The 25,055-nt window shown below is 40.1% G+C and carries 25 protein-coding genes and 2 pseudogenes; 25 read left to right on the forward strand and 2 right to left on the reverse strand.

The genetic code is table 11. The features are described from left to right. Positions 1-59: 59 nt before the first annotated feature. From rpsA to EJF26_RS01750, 10 genes are all read left to right on the forward strand, one after another. Positions 60-1,262, forward strand: a complete 1,203-nt coding sequence (gene rpsA, locus EJF26_RS01705; protein ID WP_001001616.1) for a 30S ribosomal protein S1 — start codon at positions 60-62, stop codon at positions 1,260-1,262. A gap of 82 nt (positions 1,263-1,344) precedes the next feature. Continuing rightward, a complete protein-coding gene (locus tag EJF26_RS01710; protein ID WP_000887139.1) occupies positions 1,345-1,842 on the forward strand; it encodes a GAF domain-containing protein in 498 nt (165 codons plus the stop codon). Further along, on the forward strand, positions 1,842-3,500 hold the full coding sequence (dnaX, locus tag EJF26_RS01715; protein ID WP_000283839.1) for a DNA polymerase III subunit gamma/tau: 1,659 nt from the start codon (positions 1,842-1,844) through the stop codon (positions 3,498-3,500). Before EJF26_RS01710 ends, dnaX begins: the two co-directional genes overlap by 1 nt. Before the next feature lie 27 nt (positions 3,501-3,527). Continuing rightward, positions 3,528-3,722 (forward strand): DUF3272 family protein, encoded by a 195-nt coding sequence (locus EJF26_RS01720; protein WP_001080478.1) that lies wholly within the window; start codon positions 3,528-3,530, stop codon positions 3,720-3,722. Positions 3,723-3,872: 150 nt separating this feature from the next. Further along, positions 3,873-4,643 (forward strand): Fe-S cluster assembly ATPase SufC, encoded by a 771-nt coding sequence (sufC, locus tag EJF26_RS01725; RefSeq protein WP_000114489.1) that lies wholly within the window; start codon positions 3,873-3,875, stop codon positions 4,641-4,643. A 27-nt stretch (positions 4,644-4,670) separates the two neighbouring features. Continuing rightward, entirely contained in the window at positions 4,671-5,933 is a 1,263-nt protein-coding gene (sufD, locus tag EJF26_RS01730) for a Fe-S cluster assembly protein SufD (protein ID WP_000159846.1), read from the forward strand. A 10-nt stretch (positions 5,934-5,943) separates the two neighbouring features. Then, positions 5,944-7,170: a cysteine desulfurase gene (locus EJF26_RS01735; protein WP_000887743.1), complete on the forward strand. Its 1,227-nt coding sequence runs from the start codon at positions 5,944-5,946 to the stop codon at positions 7,168-7,170. After that, positions 7,157-7,597 (forward strand): Fe-S cluster assembly sulfur transfer protein SufU, encoded by a 441-nt coding sequence (sufU, locus tag EJF26_RS01740; RefSeq protein WP_001218502.1) that lies wholly within the window; start codon positions 7,157-7,159, stop codon positions 7,595-7,597. Before EJF26_RS01735 ends, sufU begins: the two co-directional genes overlap by 14 nt. Positions 7,598-7,632: 35 nt before the next feature. Further along, the gene (sufB, locus tag EJF26_RS01745) at positions 7,633-9,045 is read left to right on the forward strand and encodes a Fe-S cluster assembly protein SufB (RefSeq protein ID WP_000797063.1); all 1,413 of its coding nucleotides are present in this window, start codon (positions 7,633-7,635) and stop codon (positions 9,043-9,045) included. A gap of 126 nt (positions 9,046-9,171) precedes the next feature. Beyond that, complete coding sequence (locus EJF26_RS01750) at positions 9,172-10,569, forward strand: APC family permease (protein WP_001020287.1); 1,398 nt, start codon at positions 9,172-9,174, stop codon at positions 10,567-10,569. Between the two features lie 22 nt (positions 10,570-10,591). Here EJF26_RS01750 and EJF26_RS01755 read toward each other — a convergent pair whose 3' ends face one another. Beyond that, on the reverse strand, positions 10,592-11,440 hold the full coding sequence (locus EJF26_RS01755) for a YitT family protein (protein ID WP_000619968.1): 849 nt from the start codon (positions 11,438-11,440) through the stop codon (positions 10,592-10,594). Positions 11,441-11,583: 143 nt separating this feature from the next. Here EJF26_RS01755 and EJF26_RS01760 point away from each other — a divergent pair, with 143 nt between their 5' ends. After that, entirely contained in the window at positions 11,584-12,420 is an 837-nt protein-coding gene (locus EJF26_RS01760; RefSeq protein ID WP_000195451.1) for a DegV family protein, read from the forward strand. 107 nt (positions 12,421-12,527) lie between these two features. Then, positions 12,528-12,803, forward strand: a complete 276-nt coding sequence (locus EJF26_RS01765; protein ID WP_001284636.1) for an HU family DNA-binding protein — start codon at positions 12,528-12,530, stop codon at positions 12,801-12,803. A gap of 129 nt (positions 12,804-12,932) precedes the next feature. Here EJF26_RS01765 and EJF26_RS01770 read toward each other — a convergent pair whose 3' ends face one another. Further along, positions 12,933-13,919 (reverse strand): L-lactate dehydrogenase, encoded by a 987-nt coding sequence (locus EJF26_RS01770; RefSeq protein ID WP_000204720.1) that lies wholly within the window; start codon positions 13,917-13,919, stop codon positions 12,933-12,935. A gap of 193 nt (positions 13,920-14,112) precedes the next feature. Between EJF26_RS01770 and gyrA the strand changes: the two genes are divergently transcribed. From gyrA to EJF26_RS01835, 13 genes and pseudogenes are all read left to right on the forward strand, one after another. After that, positions 14,113-16,581, forward strand: a complete 2,469-nt coding sequence (gene gyrA, locus EJF26_RS01775; RefSeq protein ID WP_001154053.1) for a DNA gyrase subunit A — start codon at positions 14,113-14,115, stop codon at positions 16,579-16,581. Continuing rightward, a complete protein-coding gene (locus EJF26_RS01780; protein WP_000019629.1) occupies positions 16,581-17,321 on the forward strand; it encodes a class A sortase in 741 nt (246 codons plus the stop codon). The genes gyrA and EJF26_RS01780 overlap by 1 nt, the downstream gene beginning before the upstream one ends. Before the next feature lie 74 nt (positions 17,322-17,395). Beyond that, positions 17,396-17,812 carry a hypothetical protein gene (locus EJF26_RS01785; RefSeq protein ID WP_000464447.1) on the forward strand — a complete coding sequence of 139 codons (417 nt, stop codon included), beginning with the start codon at positions 17,396-17,398 and terminating at the stop codon, positions 17,810-17,812. A gap of 56 nt (positions 17,813-17,868) precedes the next feature. Then, on the forward strand, positions 17,869-18,072 hold the full coding sequence (locus tag EJF26_RS01790; RefSeq protein ID WP_000080837.1) for a hypothetical protein: 204 nt from the start codon (positions 17,869-17,871) through the stop codon (positions 18,070-18,072). Positions 18,073-18,109: 37 nt separating this feature from the next. Continuing rightward, positions 18,110-18,456, forward strand: a pseudogene (locus EJF26_RS01795) (hypothetical protein). A gap of 121 nt (positions 18,457-18,577) precedes the next feature. Next, a complete protein-coding gene (locus EJF26_RS01800; RefSeq protein WP_001008306.1) occupies positions 18,578-18,925 on the forward strand; it encodes a hypothetical protein in 348 nt (115 codons plus the stop codon). A gap of 124 nt (positions 18,926-19,049) precedes the next feature. After that, a complete protein-coding gene (locus EJF26_RS01805; protein WP_000254789.1) occupies positions 19,050-19,847 on the forward strand; it encodes a formate/nitrite transporter family protein in 798 nt (265 codons plus the stop codon). Between the two features lie 150 nt (positions 19,848-19,997). Next, positions 19,998-21,278, forward strand: a complete 1,281-nt coding sequence (locus EJF26_RS01810; RefSeq protein ID WP_000196330.1) for an O-acetylhomoserine aminocarboxypropyltransferase/cysteine synthase family protein — start codon at positions 19,998-20,000, stop codon at positions 21,276-21,278. A 93-nt stretch (positions 21,279-21,371) separates the two neighbouring features. After that, on the forward strand, positions 21,372-22,646 hold the full coding sequence (locus EJF26_RS01815; protein WP_001002619.1) for a DUF2130 domain-containing protein: 1,275 nt from the start codon (positions 21,372-21,374) through the stop codon (positions 22,644-22,646). Positions 22,647-22,685: 39 nt separating this feature from the next. Continuing rightward, a pseudogene (locus tag EJF26_RS01820) lies at positions 22,686-22,907 on the forward strand (hypothetical protein); the annotation flags it as partial. 9 nt (positions 22,908-22,916) lie between these two features. After that, a complete protein-coding gene (locus tag EJF26_RS01825) occupies positions 22,917-23,732 on the forward strand; it encodes a hypothetical protein (protein ID WP_000779679.1) in 816 nt (271 codons plus the stop codon). A 78-nt stretch (positions 23,733-23,810) separates the two neighbouring features. Beyond that, positions 23,811-24,062: a hypothetical protein gene (locus EJF26_RS01830; protein ID WP_000678321.1), complete on the forward strand. Its 252-nt coding sequence runs from the start codon at positions 23,811-23,813 to the stop codon at positions 24,060-24,062. Then, positions 24,056-24,862 carry a hypothetical protein gene (locus EJF26_RS01835; RefSeq protein WP_000886494.1) on the forward strand — a complete coding sequence of 269 codons (807 nt, stop codon included), beginning with the start codon at positions 24,056-24,058 and terminating at the stop codon, positions 24,860-24,862. Before EJF26_RS01830 ends, EJF26_RS01835 begins: the two co-directional genes overlap by 7 nt. Positions 24,863-25,055 lie beyond the last annotated feature (193 nt).

Below are 25,055 nucleotides of genomic sequence, written 5' to 3' on the forward strand. Positions count from 1 at the left end.
GAAAAAAATTATAAGTATGTCAAGTTTAGAAAAAACTTGATTGTTGGAGGATTTTTTAGATGAACGAATTTGAAGATTTGCTAAATAGCGTTAGCCAAGTTGAGCCTGGTGATGTTGTTAGTGCTGAAGTATTGACAGTTGATGCGACTCAAGCTAACGTTGCAATCTCTGGGACTGGTGTTGAAGGTGTCTTGACTCTTCGCGAATTGACAAACGATCGCGATGCAGATATCAATGACTTTGTTAAAGTAGGAGAAGTATTGGATGTTCTTGTACTTCGTCAAGTAGTTGGTAAAGATACTGATACAGTTACATACCTTGTATCTAAAAAACGCCTTGAAGCTCGCAAAGCATGGGACAAACTTGTAGGACGCGAAGAAGAAGTTGTTACTGTTAAAGGAACACGTGCCGTTAAAGGTGGACTTTCAGTAGAATTTGAAGGCGTACGTGGATTTATCCCAGCTTCAATGTTGGACACTCGTTTCGTACGTAACACTGAGCGTTTCGTAGGTCAAGAATTTGATGCTAAAATCAAAGAAGTTGACGCTAAAGAAAACCGCTTCATCCTTTCACGTCGTGAAGTTGTTGAAGCAGCTACTGCAGCAGCTCGTGCTGAGGTATTCGGTAAATTGGCTGTTGGTGATGTAGTAACTGGTAAAGTTGCTCGTATCACTAGCTTTGGTGCTTTCATCGACCTTGGTGGTGTTGACGGATTGGTTCACTTGACTGAATTGTCACACGAACGTAACGTATCACCTAAATCAGTTGTAACTGTTGGTGAAGAAATCGAAGTGAAGATCCTTGATCTTAACGAAGAAGAAGGACGCGTATCACTTTCACTTAAAGCAACAACACCTGGACCATGGGATGGCGTTGAGCAAAAATTGGCTAAAGGTGATGTAGTAGAAGGAACAGTTAAACGTTTGACTGACTTCGGTGCATTTGTTGAAGTATTGCCAGGTATCGATGGACTTGTTCACGTTTCACAAATTTCACACAAACGTATCGAAAATCCAAAAGAAGCTCTTACTGTTGGTCAAGAAGTTACTGTTAAAGTACTTGATGTTAACGCTGACGCAGAACGTGTATCACTTTCTATCAAAGCTCTTGAAGAACGTCCAGCTCAAGAAGAAGGACAAAAAGAAGAAAAACGTGCTGCTCGTCCACGTCGTCCAAAACGTCAAGAAAAACGTGATTTCGAACTTCCAGAAACACAAACTGGATTCTCAATGGCTGATTTGTTCGGTGATATCGAACTTTAATCAAATTGATAATCACAAAATCCTTTGTTTAAAACAAGGGATTTTTCTTTTGTCTCTTTCCCATTTTTGATATAATAGTTCTATGTTAGATTCAGAAAAACAATCACAATATCAATTGTTAAATGAGGAACTCTCTTATTTACTTGAAGGTGAAAGCAACGTTCTTGCCAATCTTTCGAATGCTAGTGCCCTCCTAAAATCTCGCTTTCCGAATACTGTATTTGCAGGTTTTTATCTGTTTGATGGTAGTGAGTTGGTTTTAGGGCCTTTTCAGGGTGGCGTTTCTTGCATTCGCATTCCGCTTGGTAAAGGCGTGTGTGGAGAAGCTGCTGAGTTTCAAGAGACTGTTTTAGTTGGCGATGTGAGTACCTATCCAAACTACATTTCTTGTGATAGTATGGCCAAGAGTGAAATCGTAGTTCCTATGCTCGAGAATGGTCGATTGCTGGGTGTTTTAGACCTGGATTCTTCACTTATTGATGATTACAATGCTATTGATCGTGATTACTTGGAACAATTTGTCGCTATTTTGCTTGAGAAGACAGAATGGAACTTTACGATGTTTGAGGAGAAAGCCTAATGTATCAAGCACTTTATCGAAAATATAGAAGCCAAACTTTTTCACAACTAGTAGGTCAAGAAGTTGTGGCTAAAACCCTAAAACAAGCGGTTGAGCAGGAAAAGATTAGTCATGCTTATCTTTTTTCAGGCCCTCGTGGAACTGGTAAAACCAGTGTAGCCAAGATTTTTGCCAAGGCAATGAACTGTCCGAACCAAGTGGACGGGGAACCATGTAATAACTGTTATATCTGTCAGGCAGTGACAGAAGGTAGCCTAGAAGATGTTATCGAAATGGATGCGGCTTCGAATAATGGTGTTGATGAAATTCGTGAAATTCGTGACAAATCGACCTATGCTCCTAGCTTGGCTCGTTATAAGGTCTACATTATCGACGAGGTTCATATGCTGTCTACGGGAGCCTTTAATGCGCTTTTGAAGACGCTAGAAGAGCCAACTCAGAATGTTGTCTTTATTTTGGCAACCACTGAATTGCATAAGATTCCAGCAACTATTTTATCCCGTGTTCAATGTTTTGAGTTTAAATCGATTCGAGCGCAAGATATTAAGGAGCATATCCAAGCTATTTTGTCAAAAGAGAATATCAGTTCTGAACCAGAGGCTGTGGAGATCATTGCTAGACGGGCTGAAGGTGGGATGCGGGATGCCTTGTCTATTCTGGATCAAGCCTTGAGTTTGACGCAAGGGAATTCTTTAACGACAGCTATTTCTGAGGAGATTACAGGCACTATTAGTCTTTCGGCTCTAGATGACTATGTGGCCGCCTTGGCTCAACAGGATGTCCCAAAAGCGCTCGATTCTTTGAATCTTTTGTTTGAAAATGGCAAGAGCATGACTCGTTTTGTGACGGATCTCTTGCAGTATTTGCGGGATCTATTAGTTGTTCAGACAGGTGGAGAAAATACTCATCATAGTCCAGTTTTTATGGACAATCTAGCTCTTTCTCAGGAAAGTCTCTTTGAAATGATTCGTCTAGCGACAGTTAGTTTAGCAGATATGAAGGCCAGTTTGCAACCTAAGATTTACGCTGAAATGATGACCATTCGTTTAGCAGAAATTAAGCCTGAATCTGCGGTTTCGGGAGCTGTTGAAAGTGAAATTTCTGCATTGAGACAGGAAGTCGCCCGTCTCAAACAAGAGCTTGCTATTGTAGGCACAGCTCCTAAACAAGTTGCGCCAGTCCCTAGTCGTCCAGCCACTTCCAAGACTGTCTATCGAGTGGATCGCAACAAAGTTCAGTCTATTCTGCAAGAAGCTGTTGAAAATCCTGATTTGGCACGACAAAACTTGATTCGCCTTCAGAATGCGTGGGGAGAAGTGATTGAAAGTTTAGCTGGACCAGATAAGGCTCTTCTCGTAGGTTCTCAACCAGTTGCGGCCAATGAACACCATGCTATTTTAGCCTTTGAGTCTAATTTCAATGCTGGTCAAACCATGAAAAGGGACAATCTCAATACCATGTTCGGCAATATTCTCAGCCAGGCAGCTGGATTTTCACCTGAGATTCTGGCTATTTCCCTAGAGGAATGGAAAGAGGTTCGAGCAGCATTTTCAGCTAAAAACAAGTCTTCTCAAACCAATCAAGAGGTGGAAGAAGAGAGCCTAATTCCAGAAGGATTTGAATTTCTGGCTGATAAAGTCATGGTTGAAGAAGACTAAAAATGGATTTCATGATACAATAATCTTATGAATAGAAAACAATTTATCATAATAGCGTTATTCACGGCTGCTGAGACCTATTTTTTCAATGAATCTTTGATGACTGGTCGCTATGTTATGGCAGCTTTTTGGGCGATTCTACTCTTTCGAAACTTTAGGTTAAGTTACCTGATGGGGAAAATCGTAGATGCTATTGATCAACACTTAAACCGCAAGGATTAGCCCTCAGCTTCTAGACAAAATCAAAGCCTTTTAGGCTTTTTTTTGTTATACTAGTAGAGTATATTTATTGACCTTTTGTCCTATTTTTTAGGGATTGTAAGCAATTTCCTAAAGTATTGAGCAAAATGTTTGAAAAAGAAAGGAACTATCATGTCAGTATTAGAGATCAAAGATCTTCACGTTGAGATTGAAGGAAAAGAAATTTTGAAAGGAGTCAATCTGACTCTGAAAACAGGAGAAATCGCAGCTATCATGGGACCAAATGGTACTGGTAAATCGACTCTTTCAGCCGCTATCATGGGGAACCCTAACTATGAAGTTACCAAAGGTGAAGTCTTGTTTGATGGTGTAAATATCCTTGAGCTGGAAGTAGATGAGCGTGCGCGTATGGGACTTTTCCTTGCTATGCAATACCCATCTGAAATTCCTGGAATTACCAACGCTGAATTTCTTCGTGCAGCTATGAATGCTGGTAAAGAAGATGATGAAAAGATTTCAGTTCGTGAGTTCATCACTAAACTAGACGAGAAAATGGAATTGCTAAATATGAAAGAAGAAATGGCAGAGCGTTACCTCAACGAAGGCTTCTCTGGTGGTGAGAAAAAACGTAATGAAATTCTTCAACTCCTGATGTTGGAACCAACTTTTGCCCTTTTGGATGAGATTGACTCAGGTCTTGATATTGATGCCCTTAAAGTCGTATCGAAAGGTGTGAATGCTATGCGTGGTGAAGGCTTTGGTGCCATGATCATTACTCACTACCAACGTCTCTTGAACTACATCACACCAGACGTGGTACACGTGATGATGGAAGGTCGTGTTGTCCTTTCTGGTGGTCCAGAATTGGCAGCGCGTTTGGAACGTGAAGGATACGCAAAACTAGCTGAAGAACTTGGCTATGACTACAAGGAAGAATTGTAATTCCCTCGTATCTTTTAGGAGAAGTAAATGACTAAAGAAACTATTAAACTTTTTTCAGAAATGCACGCTGAACCAAGCTGGTTAGCTGACCTCCGTCAAAAAGCTTTTGATAAGATTGAGAGTTTGGAATTACCAGTTATCGAGCGTGTGAAATTTCACCGTTGGAATCTGGGAGATGGTACGATTACAGAAAGCGAACCATCAGCAAATGTTCCAGATTTTACAGCTCTAGACAATCACTTGAAATTGGTTCAAGTAGGCACTCAAACAGTTTTTGAACAAATTCCAGTTGAGTTGGCAGAACAAGGTGTTGTTTTTACAGACTTCCACTCAGCTTTAGAAGAAATTCCAGAGCTTATTGAGGAGTTCTTCATGTCATCAGTCAAATACGACGATGACAAGTTGGCGGCCTACCACACAGCTTACTTTAACAGTGGAGCTGTCCTCTACATTCCTGATAACGTTGAGATTGCTGAACCAATCGAAGGGATTTTCTACCAAGATAGCGATAGCGATGTACCATTTAACAAGCATATCCTTATCATTGCTGGTAAGAACAGTAAAATTAGCTATCTTGAACGTTTAGAGTCACGTGGCGGAGGTAGTGCCAAAGCAACTGCCAATATTACTGTAGAAGTCATCGCTCGCTCTGGCGCACAAGTGAAATTTTCAGCTATCGACCGTCTTGGTGAAAATGTTACTGTCTACATTAGCCGTCGTGGTAAGTTGAGCAACGATGCAAGTATTGACTGGGCGATTGGTGTCATGAACGAAGGGAATGTCGTTGCGGACTTTGATAGCGACTTGATTGGGAATGGTAGCCATGCTGACCTTAAAGTCGTGGCTCTTTCAAGTGGCCGTCAGGTGCAAGGGATTGACACTCGCGTAACCAACTATGGTTGCAACTCTATCGGAAATATTCTCCAACATGGGGTTATTCTTGAAAAAGCAACTTTGACCTTCAACGGTATCGGTCACATCATCAAGGGAGCTAAGGGAGCAGATGCCCAACAAGAAAGTCGTGTTCTCATGCTTTCAGACCAAGCTCGTTCAGATGCCAACCCAATTCTTTTGATTGATGAAAATGACGTTACTGCAGGTCACGCGGCTTCTATCGGTCAGGTAGATCCAGAAGACATGTACTACCTCATGAGCCGTAGCTTGGACAAAGCAACTGCAGAGCGTTTGGTTGTTCGTGGTTTCCTAGGCTCTGTTATCGTGGAGATTCCAGTCAAGGAAGTTCGTGATGAAATGATTGCAACTATCGAAGAAAAATTGTCTAAACGCTAAGGGGAAGCCTATGTTAGATGTAGAAGTGATTCGCAAGGATTTTCCAATTTTAGACCAGATTGTCAACGATGAACCGTTGGTCTATTTGGACAATGCTGCGACGACACAAAAACCATTAGCAGTTCTGGAAGCCATTAACCGCTACTATGAGCAGGACAATGCCAATGTTCACCGTGGTGTCCATACCTTGGCAGAACGAGCAACAGCATCCTATGAAGCCGCTCGTGAAACCATTCGTAAGTTTATCAATGCAGGATCTACAAAGGAAGTTCTCTTTACCAGAGGAACGACAACTAGCCTTAACTGGGTAGCACGTTATGCTGAGGAAGTTTTGACTGAGGGAGACCAGGTCTTGATTTCCGTCATGGAACACCATTCCAATATCATTCCTTGGCAGGAAGCCTGTCGCAAGACTGGAGCGGAGCTTGTCTATGTCTATCTCAAGGATGGAGCCCTGGATATGGATGATTTGCGTTCCAAATTGACTGACAAGGTCAAGTTTGTTTCGCTAGTCCATGCCTCAAATGTCCTTGGCGTGGTCAATCCAATCAAAGAAATTACTCAATTGGCCCACCAAGTTGGAGCCATCATGGTGGTGGATGGAGCTCAATCTACGCCGCATATGAAGATTGATGTTCAGGACTTGGATGTGGACTTCTTTGCCTTTTCAGGTCACAAGATGGCTGGTCCGACTGGTATCGGTGTTCTTTACGGCAAAGAAAAGTACCTAGAGCAAATGTCACCAGTAGAATTTGGCGGTGAAATGATTGATTTCGTTTATGAGCAATCTGCTAGTTGGAAGGAATTGCCTTGGAAATTTGAGGCTGGAACGCCAAATATGGCAGGTGCTATCGGACTTGCTGCAGCAGTGGATTATCTTGAAAATCTTGGTATGGATGCGATTGAAGCCCATGAACAGGAATTAATCTCATACGTATTTCCAAAACTGCAGGCCATTGAAGGATTGACTATTTATGGTTCTCAGGACTTGGCTCAACGTTCAGGTGTTATTGCCTTTAACTTAGGAGATCTTCATCCTCACGATCTTGCGACGGCTCTGGATTATGAAGGAGTAGCAGTTCGTGCAGGTCACCACTGTGCGCAACCCTTGCTTCAGTATTTGGAAGTCCCTGCAACAGCTCGTGCAAGTTTTTATATCTACAATACCAAGGCAGATTGCGACAAGTTGATCGATGCCCTACAAAAGACAAAGGAGTTTTTCAATGGCACTTTCTAAACTAGATAGCCTTTATATGGCAGTGGTAACGGACCATTCGAAAAATCCACATCACCAAGGGAAGCTGGAAGATGCTGAGCAGATTAGTCTCAATAATCCAACCTGTGGGGATGTCATCAACCTATCTGTCAAGTTTGATGCAGAAAATCGTTTGGAAGATATTGCTTTTCTAAATTCAGGATGCACGATTTCAACTGCCTCTGCTAGTATGATGACAGATGCCGTTTTAGGGAAGACCAAGCAAGAAATTTTAGAACTTGCGACCATTTTTTCTGAAATGGTTCAAGGACAAAAAGATGACCGCCAAGATCAACTAGGCGATGCAGCCTTCTTGTCAGGTGTTGCCAAATTCCCTCAACGAATCAAGTGTGCAACCCTAGCTTGGAACGCTCTTAAGAAGACAATTGAAAATCAAGAAGATAAATAAGAAACATAGAAATATATAATGAAAGAAAGGATATTATGGCTGAAGAAAGAGTAGAACCAAAACCAATTGATCTTGGTGAATATAAATTTGGTTTCCATGATGATGTAGAGCCTGTCCTATCGACAGGAAAAGGACTCAACGAAGGTGTTATTCGTGAACTATCAGCTGCCAAGGGTGAACCTGAGTGGATGCTAGAATTCCGTTTGAAATCTTATGAAACCTTCAAGAAAATGCCTATGCAAACATGGGGAGCAGACTTGTCAGAGATTGACTTTGATGATTTGATCTACTACCAAAAACCATCTGACAAACCAGCCCGTTCTTGGGATGATGTACCTGAAAAGATTAAAGAAACCTTTGAACGTATCGGGATTCCAGAAGCTGAACGTGCTTATCTAGCAGGAGCCTCTGCCCAGTACGAGTCGGAAGTGGTTTATCATAACATGAAAGAAGAATTTGAGAAGTTAGGTATTATCTTTACAGATACGGATTCTGCCCTCAAGGAATACCCAGACTTGTTTAAACAATACTTTGCTAAGTTGGTACCGCCGACTGATAACAAGTTGGCAGCCCTTAACTCAGCAGTATGGTCTGGTGGAACCTTTATCTATGTACCAAAAGGAGTCAAGGTAGACATTCCGCTTCAAACTTATTTCCGTATCAACAACGAAAATACAGGTCAGTTCGAACGTACCTTGATTATCGTTGACGAGGGAGCAAGTGTCCACTACGTAGAAGGATGTACAGCGCCAACTTATTCAAGCAATAGCTTACATGCGGCCATTGTAGAAATCTTTGCCTTGGACGGAGCTTATATGCGTTATACAACCATCCAAAACTGGTCTGATAATGTCTATAACTTGGTAACAAAACGTGCTAAAGCTTTGAAAGATGCGACTGTTGAGTGGATTGATGGTAACTTGGGTGCCAAAACAACCATGAAATACCCATCTGTTTACCTAGATGGAGAAGGGGCGCGTGGTACCATGCTTTCGATTGCTTTTGCCAATGTTGGTCAACACCAGGATACTGGTGCTAAGATGATCCACAACGCTCCACATACAAGCTCGTCTATCGTTTCTAAATCCATCGCTAAAGGTGGAGGAAAGGTTGACTACCGTGGACAAGTGACCTTTAACAAGAACTCTAAGAAATCTGTTTCTCACATCGAGTGTGATACGATTATCATGGATGACTTATCAGCGTCAGATACTATTCCATTTAATGAAATTCACAACTCGCAAGTTGCTTTGGAACACGAAGCCAAGGTATCTAAGATTTCAGAGGAACAACTCTACTACCTCATGAGTCGTGGTTTGTCAGAATCTGAGGCTACTGAGATGATCGTTATGGGATTTGTAGAGCCCTTCACCAAAGAACTACCAATGGAATACGCAGTTGAGCTGAACCGCTTGATTAGCTATGAAATGGAAGGGTCTGTTGGGTAAGAATATGCAAAATCTGAACAGGAAGTCTTCCTGTTCAGAATTTTTTTCAAAAAAGAACCTAATAAATATTCACAAAAATGCTTTTATATGGTAAAATAAAACAATTACATTTAGTGGAGATGAAGTATGAATATTTTTAGAACCAAGGATGTTAGTCTGGGACGAACGGAAATGCATCGCCATTTGAAATTATGGGATTTGATTCTATTAGGGATCGGTGCCATGGTAGGGACGGGGATTTTCACCATTACAGGAACAGCGGCAGCTACACTAGCTGGTCCATCACTAGTGGTTTCCATCGTGATTTCTGCCCTGTGTGTTTCTCTATCAGCTCTCTTTTTTGCAGAATTTGCCTCGCGTGTGCCTGCAACTGGTGGCGCTTATAGTTATCTCTATGCGATTTTAGGAGAATTACCAGCATGGATTGCTGGTTGGTTGACCATCATGGAATTTATGACAGCTGTTTCAGGTGTGGCGTCTGGTTGGGCAGCTTACTTTAAGGGCTTACTCAGTAATTATTGTATTTCCATGCCCCAAGCCTTGAATGGCACCTTTAACCCTGAACAAGGCACCTATATCGACCTTTTACCTATTTTGGTGCTTGCTTTGGTAACAGGATTGGTTTTATTAAATTCCAAGGCAGCCTTACGCTTTAATTCGCTTTTAGTAGTTTTGAAATTCTCTGCTCTTGCCTTATTTATCCTAGTTGGTATTTGGTACATCAAGCCAGAAAATTGGTCGAATTTTGCTCCTTTTGGTTTTGGTCAGCTTTATGGAGGAAGTACCGGGGTTATGGCAGGAGCCTCTTTGATGTTCTTCGGTTTTCTCGGTTTTGAGTCGATTTCCATGGCAGTTGATGAAATTCAAAGTCCGCAAAAAAATATTCCTCGCGGAATTGTGCTTTCTCTGACAATTGTCACCATTCTCTATGCCTTGGTAACAATAGTATTGACTGGGATTGTTCACTATAGCAAACTCAATGTGGACGATGCAGTGGCCTTTTCATTGCGTAGTATCGGAATTGGCTGGGCAGCCAACTACGTTTCATTGGTGGCCATTCTAACCCTGATAACCGTATGTATTTCCATGACCTACGCTCTGTCTCGGATGATTTATAGCTTAGCACGTGATGGACTTTTACCTCAAAGCTTCAAACAATTAAGCAAGACCAGTCGCGTTCCTAAAAATGCGACCATCTTAACAGGAGTTGCTTCAGCCATTGCAGCAGGAGTCTTTCCGCTAGCCAGTATCGCTGCCTTTTTAAATATCTGTACGCTAGCTTATCTCATTTTGCTAGCCTACGGTATTATCAAGCTCAGAAAGGATAAGGGCATGCCAAAAGAAGGAGAATTCAAAACTCCTTTAGTGCCGCTTTTGCCAATCCTTTCCATTCTTATCTGTCTTTCCTTTATGCTTCAGTATACCAAGGAAACATGGATTGCCTTTGGACTTGCTTTGTTGGTTGGACTAGTGATTTACTTTACTTATGGCTATCGTCACTCTACACTTTCTGAAGAAGAATAAAAGCTGGGAATTCCCAGCTTTTTTAATCTTTTACATAAGTAAATCCTTCCCCCAGAATTTCATGAGCCTCTGTGATGGTGATAAAGGCTTGAGGATCGACTTGGTGAATCACATCCTTCATTTTAACGATTTCATTTCGACCGACGATACAGTAGATAATTTTTAAATCCTTTTTGCTGTAGTAACCTTGACCAGATATAAAGGTTACGCCGCGTCCGAGTTCATCGTTAATTTTTTCGGCTAACCGATCTGGAAATTGAGTTATAATCATAAATCCTTTACCAGCATAACCTCCTTCACCGATCAAGTCGATAACACGAGCGATGATAAAGTCAAATAAGAGGGTATAAGTCACTAGGCGCAAATCTTGGAAGATAATCAAAATCAACATTAGAATAATGAAATCAAGCGAGAAAAGCAATTTTCCAATTGAAATATTGGTGTATTTGTTGAGGATGCGAGCAACAATATCTGATCCACCTGTTGTACCACCAGCATTAAAGATAATACCTAAACCAACTCCCAGTAAAACACCAGAAACTAAAGAGACAATAATGAGATCACCTTGCAAGTCAAATTGTAAAGGAATTCGTTCAAAGACAGCAAGCCAGATCGAGAGGGAAATGGTTCCCAAAAGGCTGGAGTAGAGAGTTTTCGGACCAAATATCTTCCAAGCGAGGATAAAGAGAGGGATGTTAATCAAGAGATTCATCACTGAGACAGGAATTTTAAAGAGATAGAAGGTAATCAATGTGATACCAGTTGCTCCGCCTTCAAACAAATGATGAGGAACTACAAAATAGGTAAGACCAAAGGCATAAATAGCTGCCCCAAGTATGATAGTGACAATAGGCTGAACTTTTCGGATCATGATTCTCCCTCGCTTTTCTATAGATAGATTATACCAAAATTCCAAGCTTTTTCATTGGATTCATTATGATTTTTTAACAATTTTTTGATATAATAAAGGTGATAAATCCCTATCTTATTGAGAAGAATAGAAAGATTGAAGATATGACACAAGTAAAAATTGTAACGGATTCCTCTGTTACTATTGAACCAGAAGTAGTTAAAGAATTAAATATCACCGTTGTTCCTTTATCTGTGATGATTGATGGTATCCTTTATTCTGATGCAGATTTGAAAGAGGGAGAATTCCTTCATCTTATGCAACAAAGTAAAAACCTACCCAAAACCAGTCAGCCTCCAGTGGGAGTATTTGCTGAAGTTTTTGAAGAGCTAGGTAAAGATGGTAGCCAGATTCTCGCTATTCACATGTCCCATGCACTATCTGGTACTGTTGAAGCTGCTCGCCAAGGAGCAAGCCTCTCTAGCGCTGATGTGACCGTTATTGATAGTTCTTTTACAGACCAAGCGATGAAGTTTCAAGTTGTTGAAGCTGCTAAACTTGCCCAAGAAGGAAAAGATTTGGAAACTATCCTAGCTCATGTAGAAGACGTCAAGAATCATACGGAACTCTATATCGGCGTTTCAACATTAGAAAACCTAGTTAAGGGTGGACGTATTGGGCGTGTGACAGGCTTGATCAGTTCTCTGCTAAATATTCGTGTCGTCATGCAAATGAAGGAGCATGAACTGCAACCTATCGTAAAAGGGCGTGGTTCGAAAACTTTCAAAAAATGGCTTGACGAGTTGGCTGAGACCCTTTCTCATAAATCGGTTGCAGAGATTGGAATTTCCTACGCTGGTACCAATGAATGGGCAAATGAGATGAAGAATGTTTTACAAACTTATGTTGAAAAACCGATATCAGTACTGGAAACAGGCTCTATCATTCAAACCCACACAGGTGAAAATGCGTGGGCTATCTTAGTTCGATATCATTCCTAAAAAAATAGAGAAAAATCGTTAGAAATAGCGTTTTTGACTTGACCTGTGGGCAATTTTAGGATATGATTATATTTGTTAATTAGAAATTATTTGGAGGAATTATTAACATGGCAAACAAACAAGATTTGATCGCTAAAGTAGCAGAAGCTACAGAATTGACTAAGAAAGATTCAGCAGCAGCAGTTGATGCTGTATTTGCAGCAGTAACTGAATACCTTGCAGCTGGTGAAAAAGTTCAATTGATCGGTTTTGGTAACTTTGAAGTTCGTGAGCGTGCTGCACGTAAAGGTCGCAACCCACAAACTGGTAAAGAAATCAAAATCGCAGCTTCTAAAGTTCCAGCATTCAAAGCTGGTAAAGCTCTTAAAGACGCTGTTAAATAATGAATTTAGAAAAAGCCTATTGTATCAAGCTTTCTAGCTTGGTCAACAGGCTTTTTGTTTTGGAAAATATGATTTTATCGTTCTGTGCAAAAAGAAAAAGGCTCCCATGAAATGAGAACCTTCTTTTAATTAGTTTTTAGAAGCTGCTTGGAATTCAGGGTTTTTCCATGCTTCATCAATGATTGCTTGCAATTCTTTAGCAGATGCTTGCATTTTTTGAGTTTCCGCATCGTTCAATGGGATGTTTACTGGACGAACGATACCATGTGCACCAACAACTGCTGGTTGACCGATAAAGACGTTTTCAACTCCGTATTGACCTTCTTGGAAGACTGAAAGTGGAAGTACTGCATTTTCGTCATCAAGGATTGCTTTTGTGATACGAGCAAGCGCTACGGCGATACCATAGTATGTAGCTCCTTTTTTGTTGATGATTGTGTAAGCAGCATCACGAACACCTTCGAACAATTCAATCAATTCAGCTTCTTGAACGTTTTGAGTGTCTTTAAGGAATTCTTCAAGGTTTACACCAGCGATGTTGGCGTGTGACCAAACGGCAAATTCAGAATCTCCGTGTTCACCCATGATGTAGGCGTGAACTGAACGAGCATCAACATCCAATTTTTCAGCAAGTGCTTGACGGAAACGTGCTGAGTCAAGTGAAGTACCTGAACCGATAACGCGTTCTTTAGGGAATCCAGAGAATTTCCAAGTTGAGTAAGTCAAAACGTCAACTGGGTTAGCCGCAACAAGGAAGATACCATCAAAACCTGATTCAACAACTTGTGTTACGATTGATTTGTTGATAGCCAAGTTTTTACCTACAAGGTCAAGGCGAGTTTCACCTGGTTTTTGAGGAGCACCTGCAGTGATAACAACAAGGTCAGCGTCTGCACAGTCAGAGTATTGAGCAGCGTAGATTTTTTTAGGTGAAGTGAAGGCAAGGGCGTGGCTAAGGTCAAGCGCATCACCAACAGCTTTTTCGTGTAATTGTGGAATTTCGATAATTCCAAGCTCTTGTGCAATTCCTTGGTTAACAAGTGCGAAAGCGTAAGATGAACCCACGGCACCGTCACCAACAAGGATCACTTTTTTGTGTTGTTTAGTTGAAGTCATTATCTAAACATCTCCTTCATTTTTTTTAGGGGAATCCCCAGACACTTTCATTCTATCACTTTTAAAAAGCTTTGTCACGAATATTCTATTCGGTTATCGATGTAAACGTTTTAGTAGTTTCAGAAGCCTGAAATAAAGGACATTTTATGGTATAATATATCTAATTACTAATAGTGAAATGAGGCATTTATGAATGCAGGATAGAAATTTAGTGAATGTCAATCTGACAAAGGAGATGAAGACCAGCTTTATCGACTACGCCATGAGCGTTATCGTCGCGCGGGCCCTTCCTGATGTTCGAGATGGCTTAAAACCTGTTCACCGCCGTATTCTTTATGGAATGAATGAATTAGGTGTTACTCCAGACAAACCTCATAAAAAATCAGCCCGTATTACAGGGGATGTTATGGGTAAATACCACCCGCACGGAGATTCCTCAATTTACGAAGCCATGGTTCGTATGGCTCAGTGGTGGAGCTACCGTTACATGCTTGTGGATGGGCATGGAAACTTTGGTTCTATGGATGGAGACGGTGCTGCCGCGCAGCGGTACACTGAGGCACGTATGAGCAAGATTGCTCTTGAAATGCTTCGTGATATCAATAAAAACACAGTTGATTTCGTAGACAACTACGATGCTAACGAACGTGAGCCCTTGGTCTTGCCAGCTCGTTTTCCAAACCTTTTGGTCAATGGGGCAACTGGGATTGCCGTAGGGATGGCTACCAATATTCCACCTCACAACTTAGGAGAGACCATTGATGCAGTGAAGTTGGTTATGGATAATCCTGAAGTGACGACTAAGGACTTGATGGAAGTCTTGCCTGGTCCAGATTTTCCAACTGGTGCTCTTGTTATGGGGAAATCAGGGATTCATAAGGCCTATGAGACTGGTAAAGGTTCCATTGTCCTTCGTTCTCGTACAGAGATTGAAACTACTAAGACGGGTCGTGAGCGCATCGTTGTAACAGAATTTCCTTACATGGTCAATAAAACCAAGGTCCATGAGCATATTGTTCGCTTAGTTCAGGAAAAACGCCTTGAGGGCATTACAGCCGTACGTGATGAGTCCAACCGTGAAGGGGTTCGCTTTGTGATTGAGGTTAAACGCGACGCGTCTGCCAACGTTATCCTTAACAATCTTTTCAAGATGACCCAGATGCAAACCAACTTTGGTTTCAATATGCTGGCAATTGAAAATGGCGTACCAAAGATTTTGTCCCTTCGTCAAATTTTGGATGCTTATATCGAGCACCAAAAAGAAGTGGTTGTTCGCCGTACTCGTTTTGACAAGGAAAAAGCAGAAGCGCGTGCGCACATCTTAGAAGGTCTTTTAATTGCACTTGACCATATCGATGAAGTGATTCGTATCATTCGTGCCAGTGAAACAGATGCGGAAGCGCAAGCTGAGTTGATGAGCAAGTTCAAGCTTTCTGAACGTCAAAGTCAAGCTATCCTTGATATGCGTCTTCGTCGTTTGACAGGATTGGAACGTGATAAGATTCAGTCTGAATATGATGAATTGATTGCCTTGATTGCAGATTTGGCTGATATTCTTGCCAAACCAGAACGTGTGGCGCAAATCATCAAAGAGGAGCTAGATGAAGTCAAACGTAAGTTTGGTGACAAGCGTCGTACCGAGTTGATGGTTGGAGAAGTCTTAACTCTTGAAGATGAAGATTTGATTGAAGAAACGGATGTCTTGATTACCCTTTCTAATAAGGGCTATATCAAACGTTTGGACCAAGGTGAGTTTACTGCTCAAAAACGTGGTGGTCGTGGTGTCCAAGGTACGGGAGTTAAGGATGATGACTTTGTGCGTGAGTTGGTTTCAACCAGCACCCATGATCATTTGCTCTTCTTTACCAATAAAGGACGAGTATACCGACTAAAAGGTTATGAAATTCCTGAATATGGTCGTACAGCCAAAGGATTGCCAGTTGTCAATCTTTTGAAGTTGGACGAGGGTGAGAGCATTCAGACCATTATCAACGTTGAGTCTGAACGTAGTGATGATGCTTATCTCTTCTTCACAACTCGTCACGGTATCGTGAAGAGAACCAGCGTCAAGGAATTTGCTAACATTCGTCAGAATGGACTTAAGGCCTTGAATCTCAAGGATGAGGATGAGTTGATCAATGTCTTGCTGACAGAAGAAGGCACAGATATTATCATTGGTACTAAGTTTGGTTATGCTGTTCGCTTTAATCAATCAGCCGTTCGTGGCATGAGCCGTATCGCGACGGGTGTCCGAGGAGTCAATCTTCGTGAAGGAGATACAGTAGTTGGCGCCAGTGTGATTACTGACCAGGATGAGGTCCTTATCATCACTGAAAAAGGTTATGGTAAACGTACCCTTGCTACTGAATATCCAACTAAAGGCCGTGGTGGTAAAGGGATGAAGACAGCCAATGTTGCTGAGAAGAATGGTCCTCTTGCAGGTCTCCTCACTGTTAAAGGGGATGAAGACCTGATGATTATCACGGATACAGGTGTCATGATTCGAACAAATGTTGCCGATATTTCACAAACAGGACGCTCAACGATGGGAGTTAAGGTGATGCGTCTAGACCAAGATGCCAAGATTGTGACCTTTACAACGGTTGCTGCAGCAGAAAAAGAAGAGGTAGCAACAGAAGAGAAAACAGAGGGTGAAGCATAATGTCTCACAGAAAAATAAAGAAGAATAACCGTAAAAATATACTAATCAATATTTTAGCCGGTTTCTTGATTCTTCTATCCCTTGCCTTGATTTTTAATGCTCAAATTCGTGACATCTTTATGGTTTGGAATACCAATAAATACCAGGTCAGTCAGGTGACTAAGGAAAAGATTGAAGAGAATAAAGAGACAGAGGGAAATTTCGATTTTGATTCTGTCAAATCCATTTCATCGGAAGCGGTGTTAGCTGCCCAGTGGGATGCTCAGCAACTTCCAGTTATCGGAGGGATTGCCATTCCTGAAGTAGAGATTAACCTGCCTATTTTTAAAGGTTTGGATAATGTAAACTTGTTTTACGGAGCAGGAACCATGAAAGCAGATCAGAAAATGGGGGAAGGCAACTATTCACTAGCCAGCCACCATATCTTTACTGCTGAAAATGCAAGCCAAATGCTCTTTTCACCTTTGGTCAATGCCAAGGCAGGGATGAAAATCTATCTGACTGATAAAGATAAAGTGTACACCTATGAGATTCGTGAGGTGAAGCACGTAACGCCTGATCGCGTTGATGAAATTGAAGACCGTGATGGTATCAAAGAAATCACATTGGTGACCTGTGTCGACTATGATGCGACAGAGCGAATTATTGTTAAAGGTGATTTTAAAGAAGTTAAAGCATATTCAGAAACATCTGATGATATCCTAAACGCCTTTAATCAGCCATATAAACAACGTTATTAACCTCAAAAACCAGTGAATTGTATTTTTCGCTGGTTTTTTGTCAAATTGACTCATCAGCCAAAGGAGAATAATACATGTTCGAATATTTTTGGATTGAAATGAAAATGATGTGGGAAGGTCCTGTCTTTAGTTTTGCCTTTTACTTATTAACCTCTATTCTTTTACTAATCTTTTGGCGACGTTTTATAATTGTCCGTCGTAGTGGTGGTAATTTTTTTGCCCCGTTTCACATTGCCAATGAGAGAATTTATATTCACAGTGCTTTCGTATTTGTGAAGCGAATCATTCCGCTGAATAACATCAAAAGGATTGAAGTCAAATATATCCGAAGTGTCAAACTGAATGGGGTAAGGTATCATTTGTGTATCGAAAGAAAAGATGGAAAAGCTGTAAGTTTTTTCTTCGGACAAACAAAACAGAATGATTTGCTTGACAAGAATTTAAAGAATGAAACTAAAAACTACCATATTAGAATTGTAATTGATGGATAAGTTGAAAGATTTATCGTAAGTAACCGAAGGATGCCTGACATAAAAAAGGATAGATAATGAGTCAGTTAAGAGAAAAGTCTTTAGTTACGCTCAAAGAAGACATAACAAGTAGTTTTCCATTTGACAAGGATCTTCCTGTGATATTCTTGGGAGAAATTGCCAATATCGCTGGACATGGGATCTTCATAGGAAAATCGGGGAAGTCTTATTTTGGATATCATATTTCACATTTTAGAGAACTAAGTGAAGATGAGATATAGGACTTTCGCAGTAGGAAAAATAGATGAGGAGTTGAGAATGAATAATCAGATTGACTTGGTACTTCCGAACCTATACGCAGAATTCTTGAGTAAAATTGACAAAGTAGGAGAGTTGATAATAGAGAATACAGGCATCACCTTATATTCGAGGTTAGATTTGCTAGAAAGAAACTCCACCTACCAAATAGAAGGGTGGGAACCTGATTTTTTCCTGATTGGGCAAGATGGGGATGTCGCTTTTTTTATTTTATAAAGAAAGATTCTGACGACACTATTTATATGAATGATTTGGGGGCATTAGGTTCACTGGAAATGAAACCCATATCTTTGAATATTTTCGAGTTTGTGAAACAAGCGAGTGAACATTATGATGATATCTTCTAATCATTGCAAGTGTTGTTATTTTGTCGTACGCGTGTGTGGAAGACGTTTTTATGAAATCATTTGAACATTTTGATTAATGTTACTAAATTTTTAGTAAATGACAATGATTTGGAGAGTGAAAATGAATTTTGATGAGAGTTTACAGCAATACACTTATGAGCATGAGGGAGTGACCTTTGTTTGGGACGAAAAGCCTGATTGTGACTTTATAGATAAAGTTGAACTGTTATCAAAAAATTATCAGGAAAATCTCAATAGAATTATCAACTTCATGCTAGCTGATCTTAAGGAAATGTATGGAGCAGTCAGCGAGGAAGATGTGAAGAACAAGCTGGGGAAACCTATCATTGACTACAATCAAGGAACAGTTAGTTATTGTGAGCAAACTTTCGATGACTGGCACCTATTTGAGTTTGAATTTTTGGATGATCAATTTGAAACATTGGAATGTTTTTCTGTTAATGGGTAAAGGAGAAATTTATGGAATTCCCCAATGCGTTGATTTTCTTTGTAGAAAACGTATACAAGAAAGGCTTTTCAAAATGCGTGCTTTATGTTATAATATTCACAAATAAAAGTTTTAGGAGTTTTTTATGGTCTCTTCAGAATTTATCTCAAAGATTGAATTTGCTTGTAAGAAGAAAGAAAGTCTTTATAGCCAAAGCAAGTTTAAGTATGCGATTCGTTCCATGTTTGCAGGAGCTTTCTTAACATTTAGCACAGGTGCGGGTGCAATTGGTGCTGACTTGATTAATAAGATCGCACCAGGCAGTGGTCGCTTCCTCTTCCCATTCGTTTTTGCTTGGGGATTGGCTTACATTGTTTTCTTAAATGCTGAGTTGGTAACTTCCAACATGATGTTTTTGACAGCTGGCAGTTTCTTGAAGAAAATTTCATGGAGAAAAACGGCTGAGATTTTACTATACTGTACCTTGTTCAATCTCATCGGAGCTCTTATAGCAGGTTGGGGCTTTGCCCACTCAGCAGCCTATGCAAATCTGACACATGACAGCTTCATTTCAGGGGTTGTAGAGATGAAGTTAGGCCGTTCTAATGAGCTAATCTTGCTTGAGGCTATTTTAGCCAATGTCTTTGTAAACATTGCCATTCTTTCCTTTGTTTTGGTCAAGGATAGTGCAGCTAAGCTATGGCTTGTTTTGTCAGCTATTTACATGTTTGTATTCTTAACAAACGAACACATTGCAGCGAACTTTGCTTCATTTGCGATTGTTAAATTCAGTGTTGCAGCGGATTCAATTGCAAACTTTGACATTCCTAATATCCTTCGTCACTGGGGTGTAACCTTTGTCGGGAACTTTATCGGAGGAGGTCTCTTGATGGGCTTACCATACGCCTTCCTCAATAAAAACGAAGATACTTATGTCGATTAAAGAAATGAGCACGAGTTAATCGTGCTTTTTTGTTTGATGTGTATGACTAGTCATAGTTGTTCCTTATATCAAAATATAGAAAAACGGTATTGGAAAAGACTAGAACAAGATGATACAATATCCCTAATGAAGCTATTTGGAGGTCGTCTTATGACTCGTGATTTTAAATTTGAAACTCTACAATTACATGCTGGGCAAGTAGTTGATCCAGTGACCAAATCTCGTGCAGTACCGATTTATCAAACAACATCCTTCGTTTTTGATGACACGCAGGAAGGTGCTGATCTGTTTGCCTTGAGAAAACCAGGGAACATTTATACTCGTATCACAAATCCTACAACAGCAGCCTTTGAGGAAAGAATTGCTGCTCTTGAAGGTGGTGTTGGAGCGCTAGCAACAGCATCAGGTATGGCAGCAGTGACTTATACGATTTTGGCTCTTGCTCACGCAGGTGACCATGTGGTGGCTGCGTCAACTATTTACGGTGGGACCTTCAACCTCTTGAAGGAAACCCTTCCTCGATATGGGATCACAACAACCTTTGTGGATGTGGATAATTTGGAAGAAGTGGAAGCAGCTATCAATGACAATACCAAGCTTGTCTTGATTGAAACCTTGGGGAATCCCTTGATTAACATTCCTGACTTGGAAAAATTGGCTGAGATTGCTCATAAACACCAGATTCCTCTCGTTTCAGACAACACTTTTGCCACACCATATTTGATTAACGTCTTCTCTCACGGTGTAGATATTTCCATTCACTCAGCAACTAAGTTTATCGGTGGGCATGGTACGACTATTGGAGGAGTGATTGTCGATAGCGGTCGTTTTGACTGGGCAGCTTCAGGGAAGTTCCCTCAATTTGTTGAGGAAGATCCGAGCTACCATAACTTGAGCTATACTCGTGATGTGGGTGCAGCAGCCTTTATTATTGCAGTTCGTGTTCAATTGCTTCGTGATACTGGTGCGGCCTTGTCTCCATTTAATGCCTTCCTCTTACTCCAAGGGCTTGAAACTCTCTCTCTTCGTGTTGAACGCCATGTGCAAAATGCAGAGAAAATTGTTGATTTCCTTGTCAACCATCCTAAGGTAGAGAAGGTAAATTATCCAAAACTAGCTGACAGTCCTTATCATGCCTTGGCTGAGAAATATTTGCCAAAAGGTGTTGGTTCAATCTTTACCTTCCATGTCAAAGGTGGAGAAGCAGAAGCTCGCAAGGTGATTGATAATTTGGAAATCTTCTCTGACCTTGCAAACGTTGCAGATGCCAAATCTCTTGTTGTCCATCCAGCCACAACCACTCACGGTCAGTTGTCAGAAAAAGATCTAGAAGCGGCAGGTGTCACACCAAACCAAATCCGCTTGTCGATCGGTCTTGAAAATGTAGAGGATTTGATTGAAGATTTGCGTTTGGCCTTGGAAAAAATTTAAAGTAACAGATATAAACAGTGGGTTTGACTCGCTGTTTTTGATTTTCCCTCAGGCATGATATAATGGATAAAGAAGTCTAGAAAGAGGAACGATATGAACGAAATCAAATGTCCCAACTGTGGGGAAGTCTTTACAGTAAATGAGAGTCAGTATGCCGAACTTTTGTCCCAAGTGAGAACTGCCGAGTTTGATAAGGAATTACACGACCGCATGAAGCAGGAGCTGGCCTTGGCTGAGCAAAAGGCTATGAATGAACAACAGACCAAACTGGCTCAGAAGGACCAAGAAATTGCGCAATTGCAGAGTCAAATCCAAAACTTTGATACAGAGAAAGAGTTAGCTAAGAAAGAAGTTGAGCAGACAAGTCACCAGGCCTTATTAGCTAAGGACAAGGAAGTGCAGGCCTTGGAAAGCCAATTGGCCACCTTGCGTTTGGAGCATGAAAATCAACTGCAAAAGACCCTTTCTGACTTAGAAAAAGAACGCGATCAGGTCAAAAACCAGCTCCTCTTGCAAGAAAAGGAAAATGAGTTGTCTTTAGCTTCTGTTAAGCAGAATTACGAAGCCCAGCTCAAGGCAGCCAGTGAACAAGTCGAATTTTACAAGAATTTCAAAGCCCAACAATCTACAAAAGCTATCGGGGAAAGTTTGGAACAGTATGCAGAGAGTGAGTTTAACAAGGTCCGCAGTTTTGCTTTTCCAAATGCTTACTTTGAAAAGGATAACAAGGTTTCTGCGCGTGGTTCTAAGGGTGACTTTATCTTCCGTGAATGTGATGAAAATGGTCTAGAGTTCATTTCCATCATGTTTGAGATGAAAAATGAAGCGGACGGAACAGAGAAGAAGCACAAGAATGCCGATTTTTACAAGGAATTAGACAAGGACCGTCGGGAAAAGAACTGTGAGTATGCCGTGTTGGTGACTATGTTAGAAGCAGATAACGACTACTTTAACACAGGGATTGTTGACGTCAGCCACGAGTATGAAAAGATGTATGTGGTCCGTCCTCAGTTCTTTATTCAGCTGATTGGTCTCTTGCGAAATGCTGCGCTTAATTCCCTTAAATACAAGCAGGAGTTGGCCTTGGTGCGGGAGCAGAATATTGATATCACGCATTTTGAGGAAGACTTGGATGCCTTCAAAGTAGCTTTTGCCAAAAACTACAACTCTGCTTCGACCAACTTTGGTAAAGCAATTGATGAAATCGACAAGGCCATCAAACGCATGGAAGAGGTCAAAAAGTTCCTAACCACATCTGAGAATCAACTTCGTCTAGCGAACAACAAATTGGAAGATGTTTCAGTCAAAAAATTGACTCGAAAAAATCCAACCATGAAAGCTAAGTTTGAAGCGCTGAAGGGGGAGTAGTATTACCTTAGAAACAGGAATTTATATGAAAAGAGCTATATTGTTGATATCTATTGCAATAAAATATCAAACGACTACTTCGACACCACTGAGCCAGAAAGTAAGCTAGCTCGAATCATGTTTTCTTATTACGGGGCTCTCAATGCTCAGCTAAAAGGAGATGAAGCTCTTGCACGTAGTTTGTTTGAAAGCATTGCCCATGAAAATCCAGAGCTCTTTTGTGTTCAGGAAACGCAGAAATATTTAGAATCAGTGAAATGAGAGTAACATATGAAATTAGTAGAAAAAAAAGTAAGTAGGGCGACAGAAAACACTCTTCTACAACTTGATAGGACTATTCTAATTTGCTCATTTTTAGTCTTGGTTGTTGATTTGATGGCAGTATTTTTAGTATTTCAAAGTAATTTGAAAATATTGGGACTCATATTATTAGTTATTGACTTTTTAGCTCTCGTCTTTGTATTTTATTTAAGATTTATATCTAGCAAAGTTGTTTATCTAATGTTAAACGATGCTATTAATCTTAAACTCTATGAAGACATGTTTAGGGTTCAATCTGAGAAATCGATTAAGATTTATAGAGCAACGTATCAAGAGTATTTTCAATTTATTCAGGGACAAGTGACTTATTTAAAAGGAGATTTTCAAGCTGCCAAGGAAAATTTTGAAAAAATTAATTTAAAAAAAGTTTGGAAGAGATTTAGTACAGACATATTCCTAAGATTAACTTATGGTCAATTGTTGGTTTCCATTCATCTTCAAGATGAATCAGCTATCACTTTCTTTGAGGAACAATTGTCCAAGGCGCCAGATTCGAAAGATGGTAAAGCTAAACTAGTCGCCCAAACTCAAGCCATAAAAGATATTGTGTTCAATAAAGAAGTGAACGACTACTTCGACACCACTGAACCAGAAAGTAATCTAGCTCGAATCATGTTTTCTTATTACGGCGCTCTCAATGCCCAATTAAAAGGAGATGAAGCTCGTGCTCGTAGTTTGTTTGAAAGCATCGCCCATGAAAATCCAGAACTCTTTTATGTTCAGGAAGCGAAGAAGTATTTAGAAAACACTGATATAAGTTCGTAACTTGTGTCACTTATGTTGATGTGCACAAACAGGATAATAAGATTATGCAACAGTTAAATTTACTAACGAGATGAGATTGTGAAAGGTAGAGCTTGGAGAATAGGTTTAAAATTGGGGAAAGTGGGTCATCTCACTCAAACTTTTAATACAACTGGTGAGATAGTTGATAGTATCTCTAATTGGGTTATAGAGTATCCTAAAGAAGTAGTAATTGGAGGTATAGTAACAACTGTATTCTTCTTTGGTGGGAAACTTGTCACAGCTGGAGGTACTTTGCTAGCTCATTTAGCTAGTTTGTTTGTAATTTTTTATAGGAGTTTTTTATGTTAGATAATATTTCTAAGAATATCTCGAATTGGTCATCAGGTCGAATTTGCAGTATACTGGAGGTTTTTATTTTATTTTATCTACGTTGGACAATTATTGCAACAGCAATTAGTTTATTATTCGTAAAATCGACCGTCGTTACTACATTATTGCTCATATTTCTAACATTACTGACTATTATCGTTGTAATAACTCATTTTTTAGTAAATCACGTTGCTGAAGTTATTTTATACGAGCAAGTGAATTTTATAAAATATATTTCTCTTTTAACTGAAACTTATGAAAGGCGGCCTGATAATAAAACAGGGAATTTAAATGCCTTAAATCTGGGTTTAGCTAGGTGTGCTTTCTATCAAGGGAATTTTAGTGAGGCAATCCAATATGCTGAACGAATAAGAGTTAAACGTTCTAAATTGAATGTAAAAGGTATTTATGAACTAAATATCGTATTTATAGAATCATTATCATATCTTCATTTAAGGGAGACAGATGAAATTTCTAAACTTTTAGTATCTTACGATTGGGAAAAAATTAAAAGAATTGATAAAAATAGAATGTTGGATTTAATTGAACCAGTATCAAAAATACTAAATGGAGAAGTTACAGACTACTTCGACACCACTGAACCTGAAAATAAACTAGCCCGAATCATGTTTTCTTATTACGGAGCTCTTAACGCTCAGTTAAAAGGAGATGAAACTCGTGCTCGTAGTTTGTTTGAAAGCATAGCCCATGAAAATCCAGAGCTTTTCTATGTTCAGAAAGCGAAGAAATATTTAGAAAAAACTGATATAAGTTCGTAACTTGCGTTACTTATGTTGAAGTACACAAACAGGATAATAAGACTATTCAACAGTTAAAACTACTAATGAGACGGGATTGTGGAAGGTATATCATGGAGAACAGGTATTAAAATCGGAGAAAGAAGTTGTTGCTACCGCTTTTGGCTTTGGAGTCTTGATAGCGATTCTAGTAATTGTGAGCGCCTTCTTATAT

Origin of the sequence: Streptococcus oralis subsp. dentisani, from assembly GCF_007475365.1 — a bacterium.
GTDB classification, from domain to species: domain Bacteria; phylum Bacillota; class Bacilli; order Lactobacillales; family Streptococcaceae; genus Streptococcus; species Streptococcus mitis_AX.

Coding starts and splice junctions, on each gene's coding strand:
- EJF26_RS01815 (WP_001002619.1), top strand. CDS start 21,372: ATGAACGAAATCAAATGTCCCAACTGTGGGGAAGTCTTTACAGTAAAT.
- EJF26_RS01765 (WP_001284636.1), top strand. CDS start 12,528: ATGGCAAACAAACAAGATTTGATCGCTAAAGTAGCAGAAGCTACAGAA.
- EJF26_RS01800 (WP_001008306.1), top strand. CDS start 18,578: ATGAATTTTGATGAGAGTTTACAGCAATACACTTATGAGCATGAGGGA.
- EJF26_RS01770 (WP_000204720.1), bottom strand. CDS start 13,919: ATGACTTCAACTAAACAACACAAAAAAGTGATCCTTGTTGGTGACGGT.
- EJF26_RS01805 (WP_000254789.1), top strand. CDS start 19,050: ATGGTCTCTTCAGAATTTATCTCAAAGATTGAATTTGCTTGTAAGAAG.
- sufC (WP_000114489.1), top strand. CDS start 3,873: ATGTCAGTATTAGAGATCAAAGATCTTCACGTTGAGATTGAAGGAAAA.
- EJF26_RS01710 (WP_000887139.1), top strand. CDS start 1,345: ATGTTAGATTCAGAAAAACAATCACAATATCAATTGTTAAATGAGGAA.
- EJF26_RS01735 (WP_000887743.1), top strand. CDS start 5,944: ATGTTAGATGTAGAAGTGATTCGCAAGGATTTTCCAATTTTAGACCAG.
- sufU (WP_001218502.1), top strand. CDS start 7,157: ATGGCACTTTCTAAACTAGATAGCCTTTATATGGCAGTGGTAACGGAC.
- EJF26_RS01785 (WP_000464447.1), top strand. CDS start 17,396: ATGTTCGAATATTTTTGGATTGAAATGAAAATGATGTGGGAAGGTCCT.
- EJF26_RS01760 (WP_000195451.1), top strand. CDS start 11,584: ATGACACAAGTAAAAATTGTAACGGATTCCTCTGTTACTATTGAACCA.
- EJF26_RS01825 (WP_000779679.1), top strand. CDS start 22,917: ATGAAATTAGTAGAAAAAAAAGTAAGTAGGGCGACAGAAAACACTCTT.
- EJF26_RS01755 (WP_000619968.1), bottom strand. CDS start 11,440: ATGATCCGAAAAGTTCAGCCTATTGTCACTATCATACTTGGGGCAGCT.
- EJF26_RS01720 (WP_001080478.1), top strand. CDS start 3,528: ATGAATAGAAAACAATTTATCATAATAGCGTTATTCACGGCTGCTGAG.
- EJF26_RS01780 (WP_000019629.1), top strand. CDS start 16,581: ATGTCTCACAGAAAAATAAAGAAGAATAACCGTAAAAATATACTAATC.
- EJF26_RS01835 (WP_000886494.1), top strand. CDS start 24,056: ATGTTAGATAATATTTCTAAGAATATCTCGAATTGGTCATCAGGTCGA.
- gyrA (WP_001154053.1), top strand. CDS start 14,113: ATGCAGGATAGAAATTTAGTGAATGTCAATCTGACAAAGGAGATGAAG.
- EJF26_RS01750 (WP_001020287.1), top strand. CDS start 9,172: ATGAATATTTTTAGAACCAAGGATGTTAGTCTGGGACGAACGGAAATG.
- sufB (WP_000797063.1), top strand. CDS start 7,633: ATGGCTGAAGAAAGAGTAGAACCAAAACCAATTGATCTTGGTGAATAT.
- dnaX (WP_000283839.1), top strand. CDS start 1,842: ATGTATCAAGCACTTTATCGAAAATATAGAAGCCAAACTTTTTCACAA.
- rpsA (WP_001001616.1), top strand. CDS start 60: ATGAACGAATTTGAAGATTTGCTAAATAGCGTTAGCCAAGTTGAGCCT.
- EJF26_RS01810 (WP_000196330.1), top strand. CDS start 19,998: ATGACTCGTGATTTTAAATTTGAAACTCTACAATTACATGCTGGGCAA.
- EJF26_RS01790 (WP_000080837.1), top strand. CDS start 17,869: ATGAGTCAGTTAAGAGAAAAGTCTTTAGTTACGCTCAAAGAAGACATA.
- sufD (WP_000159846.1), top strand. CDS start 4,671: ATGACTAAAGAAACTATTAAACTTTTTTCAGAAATGCACGCTGAACCA.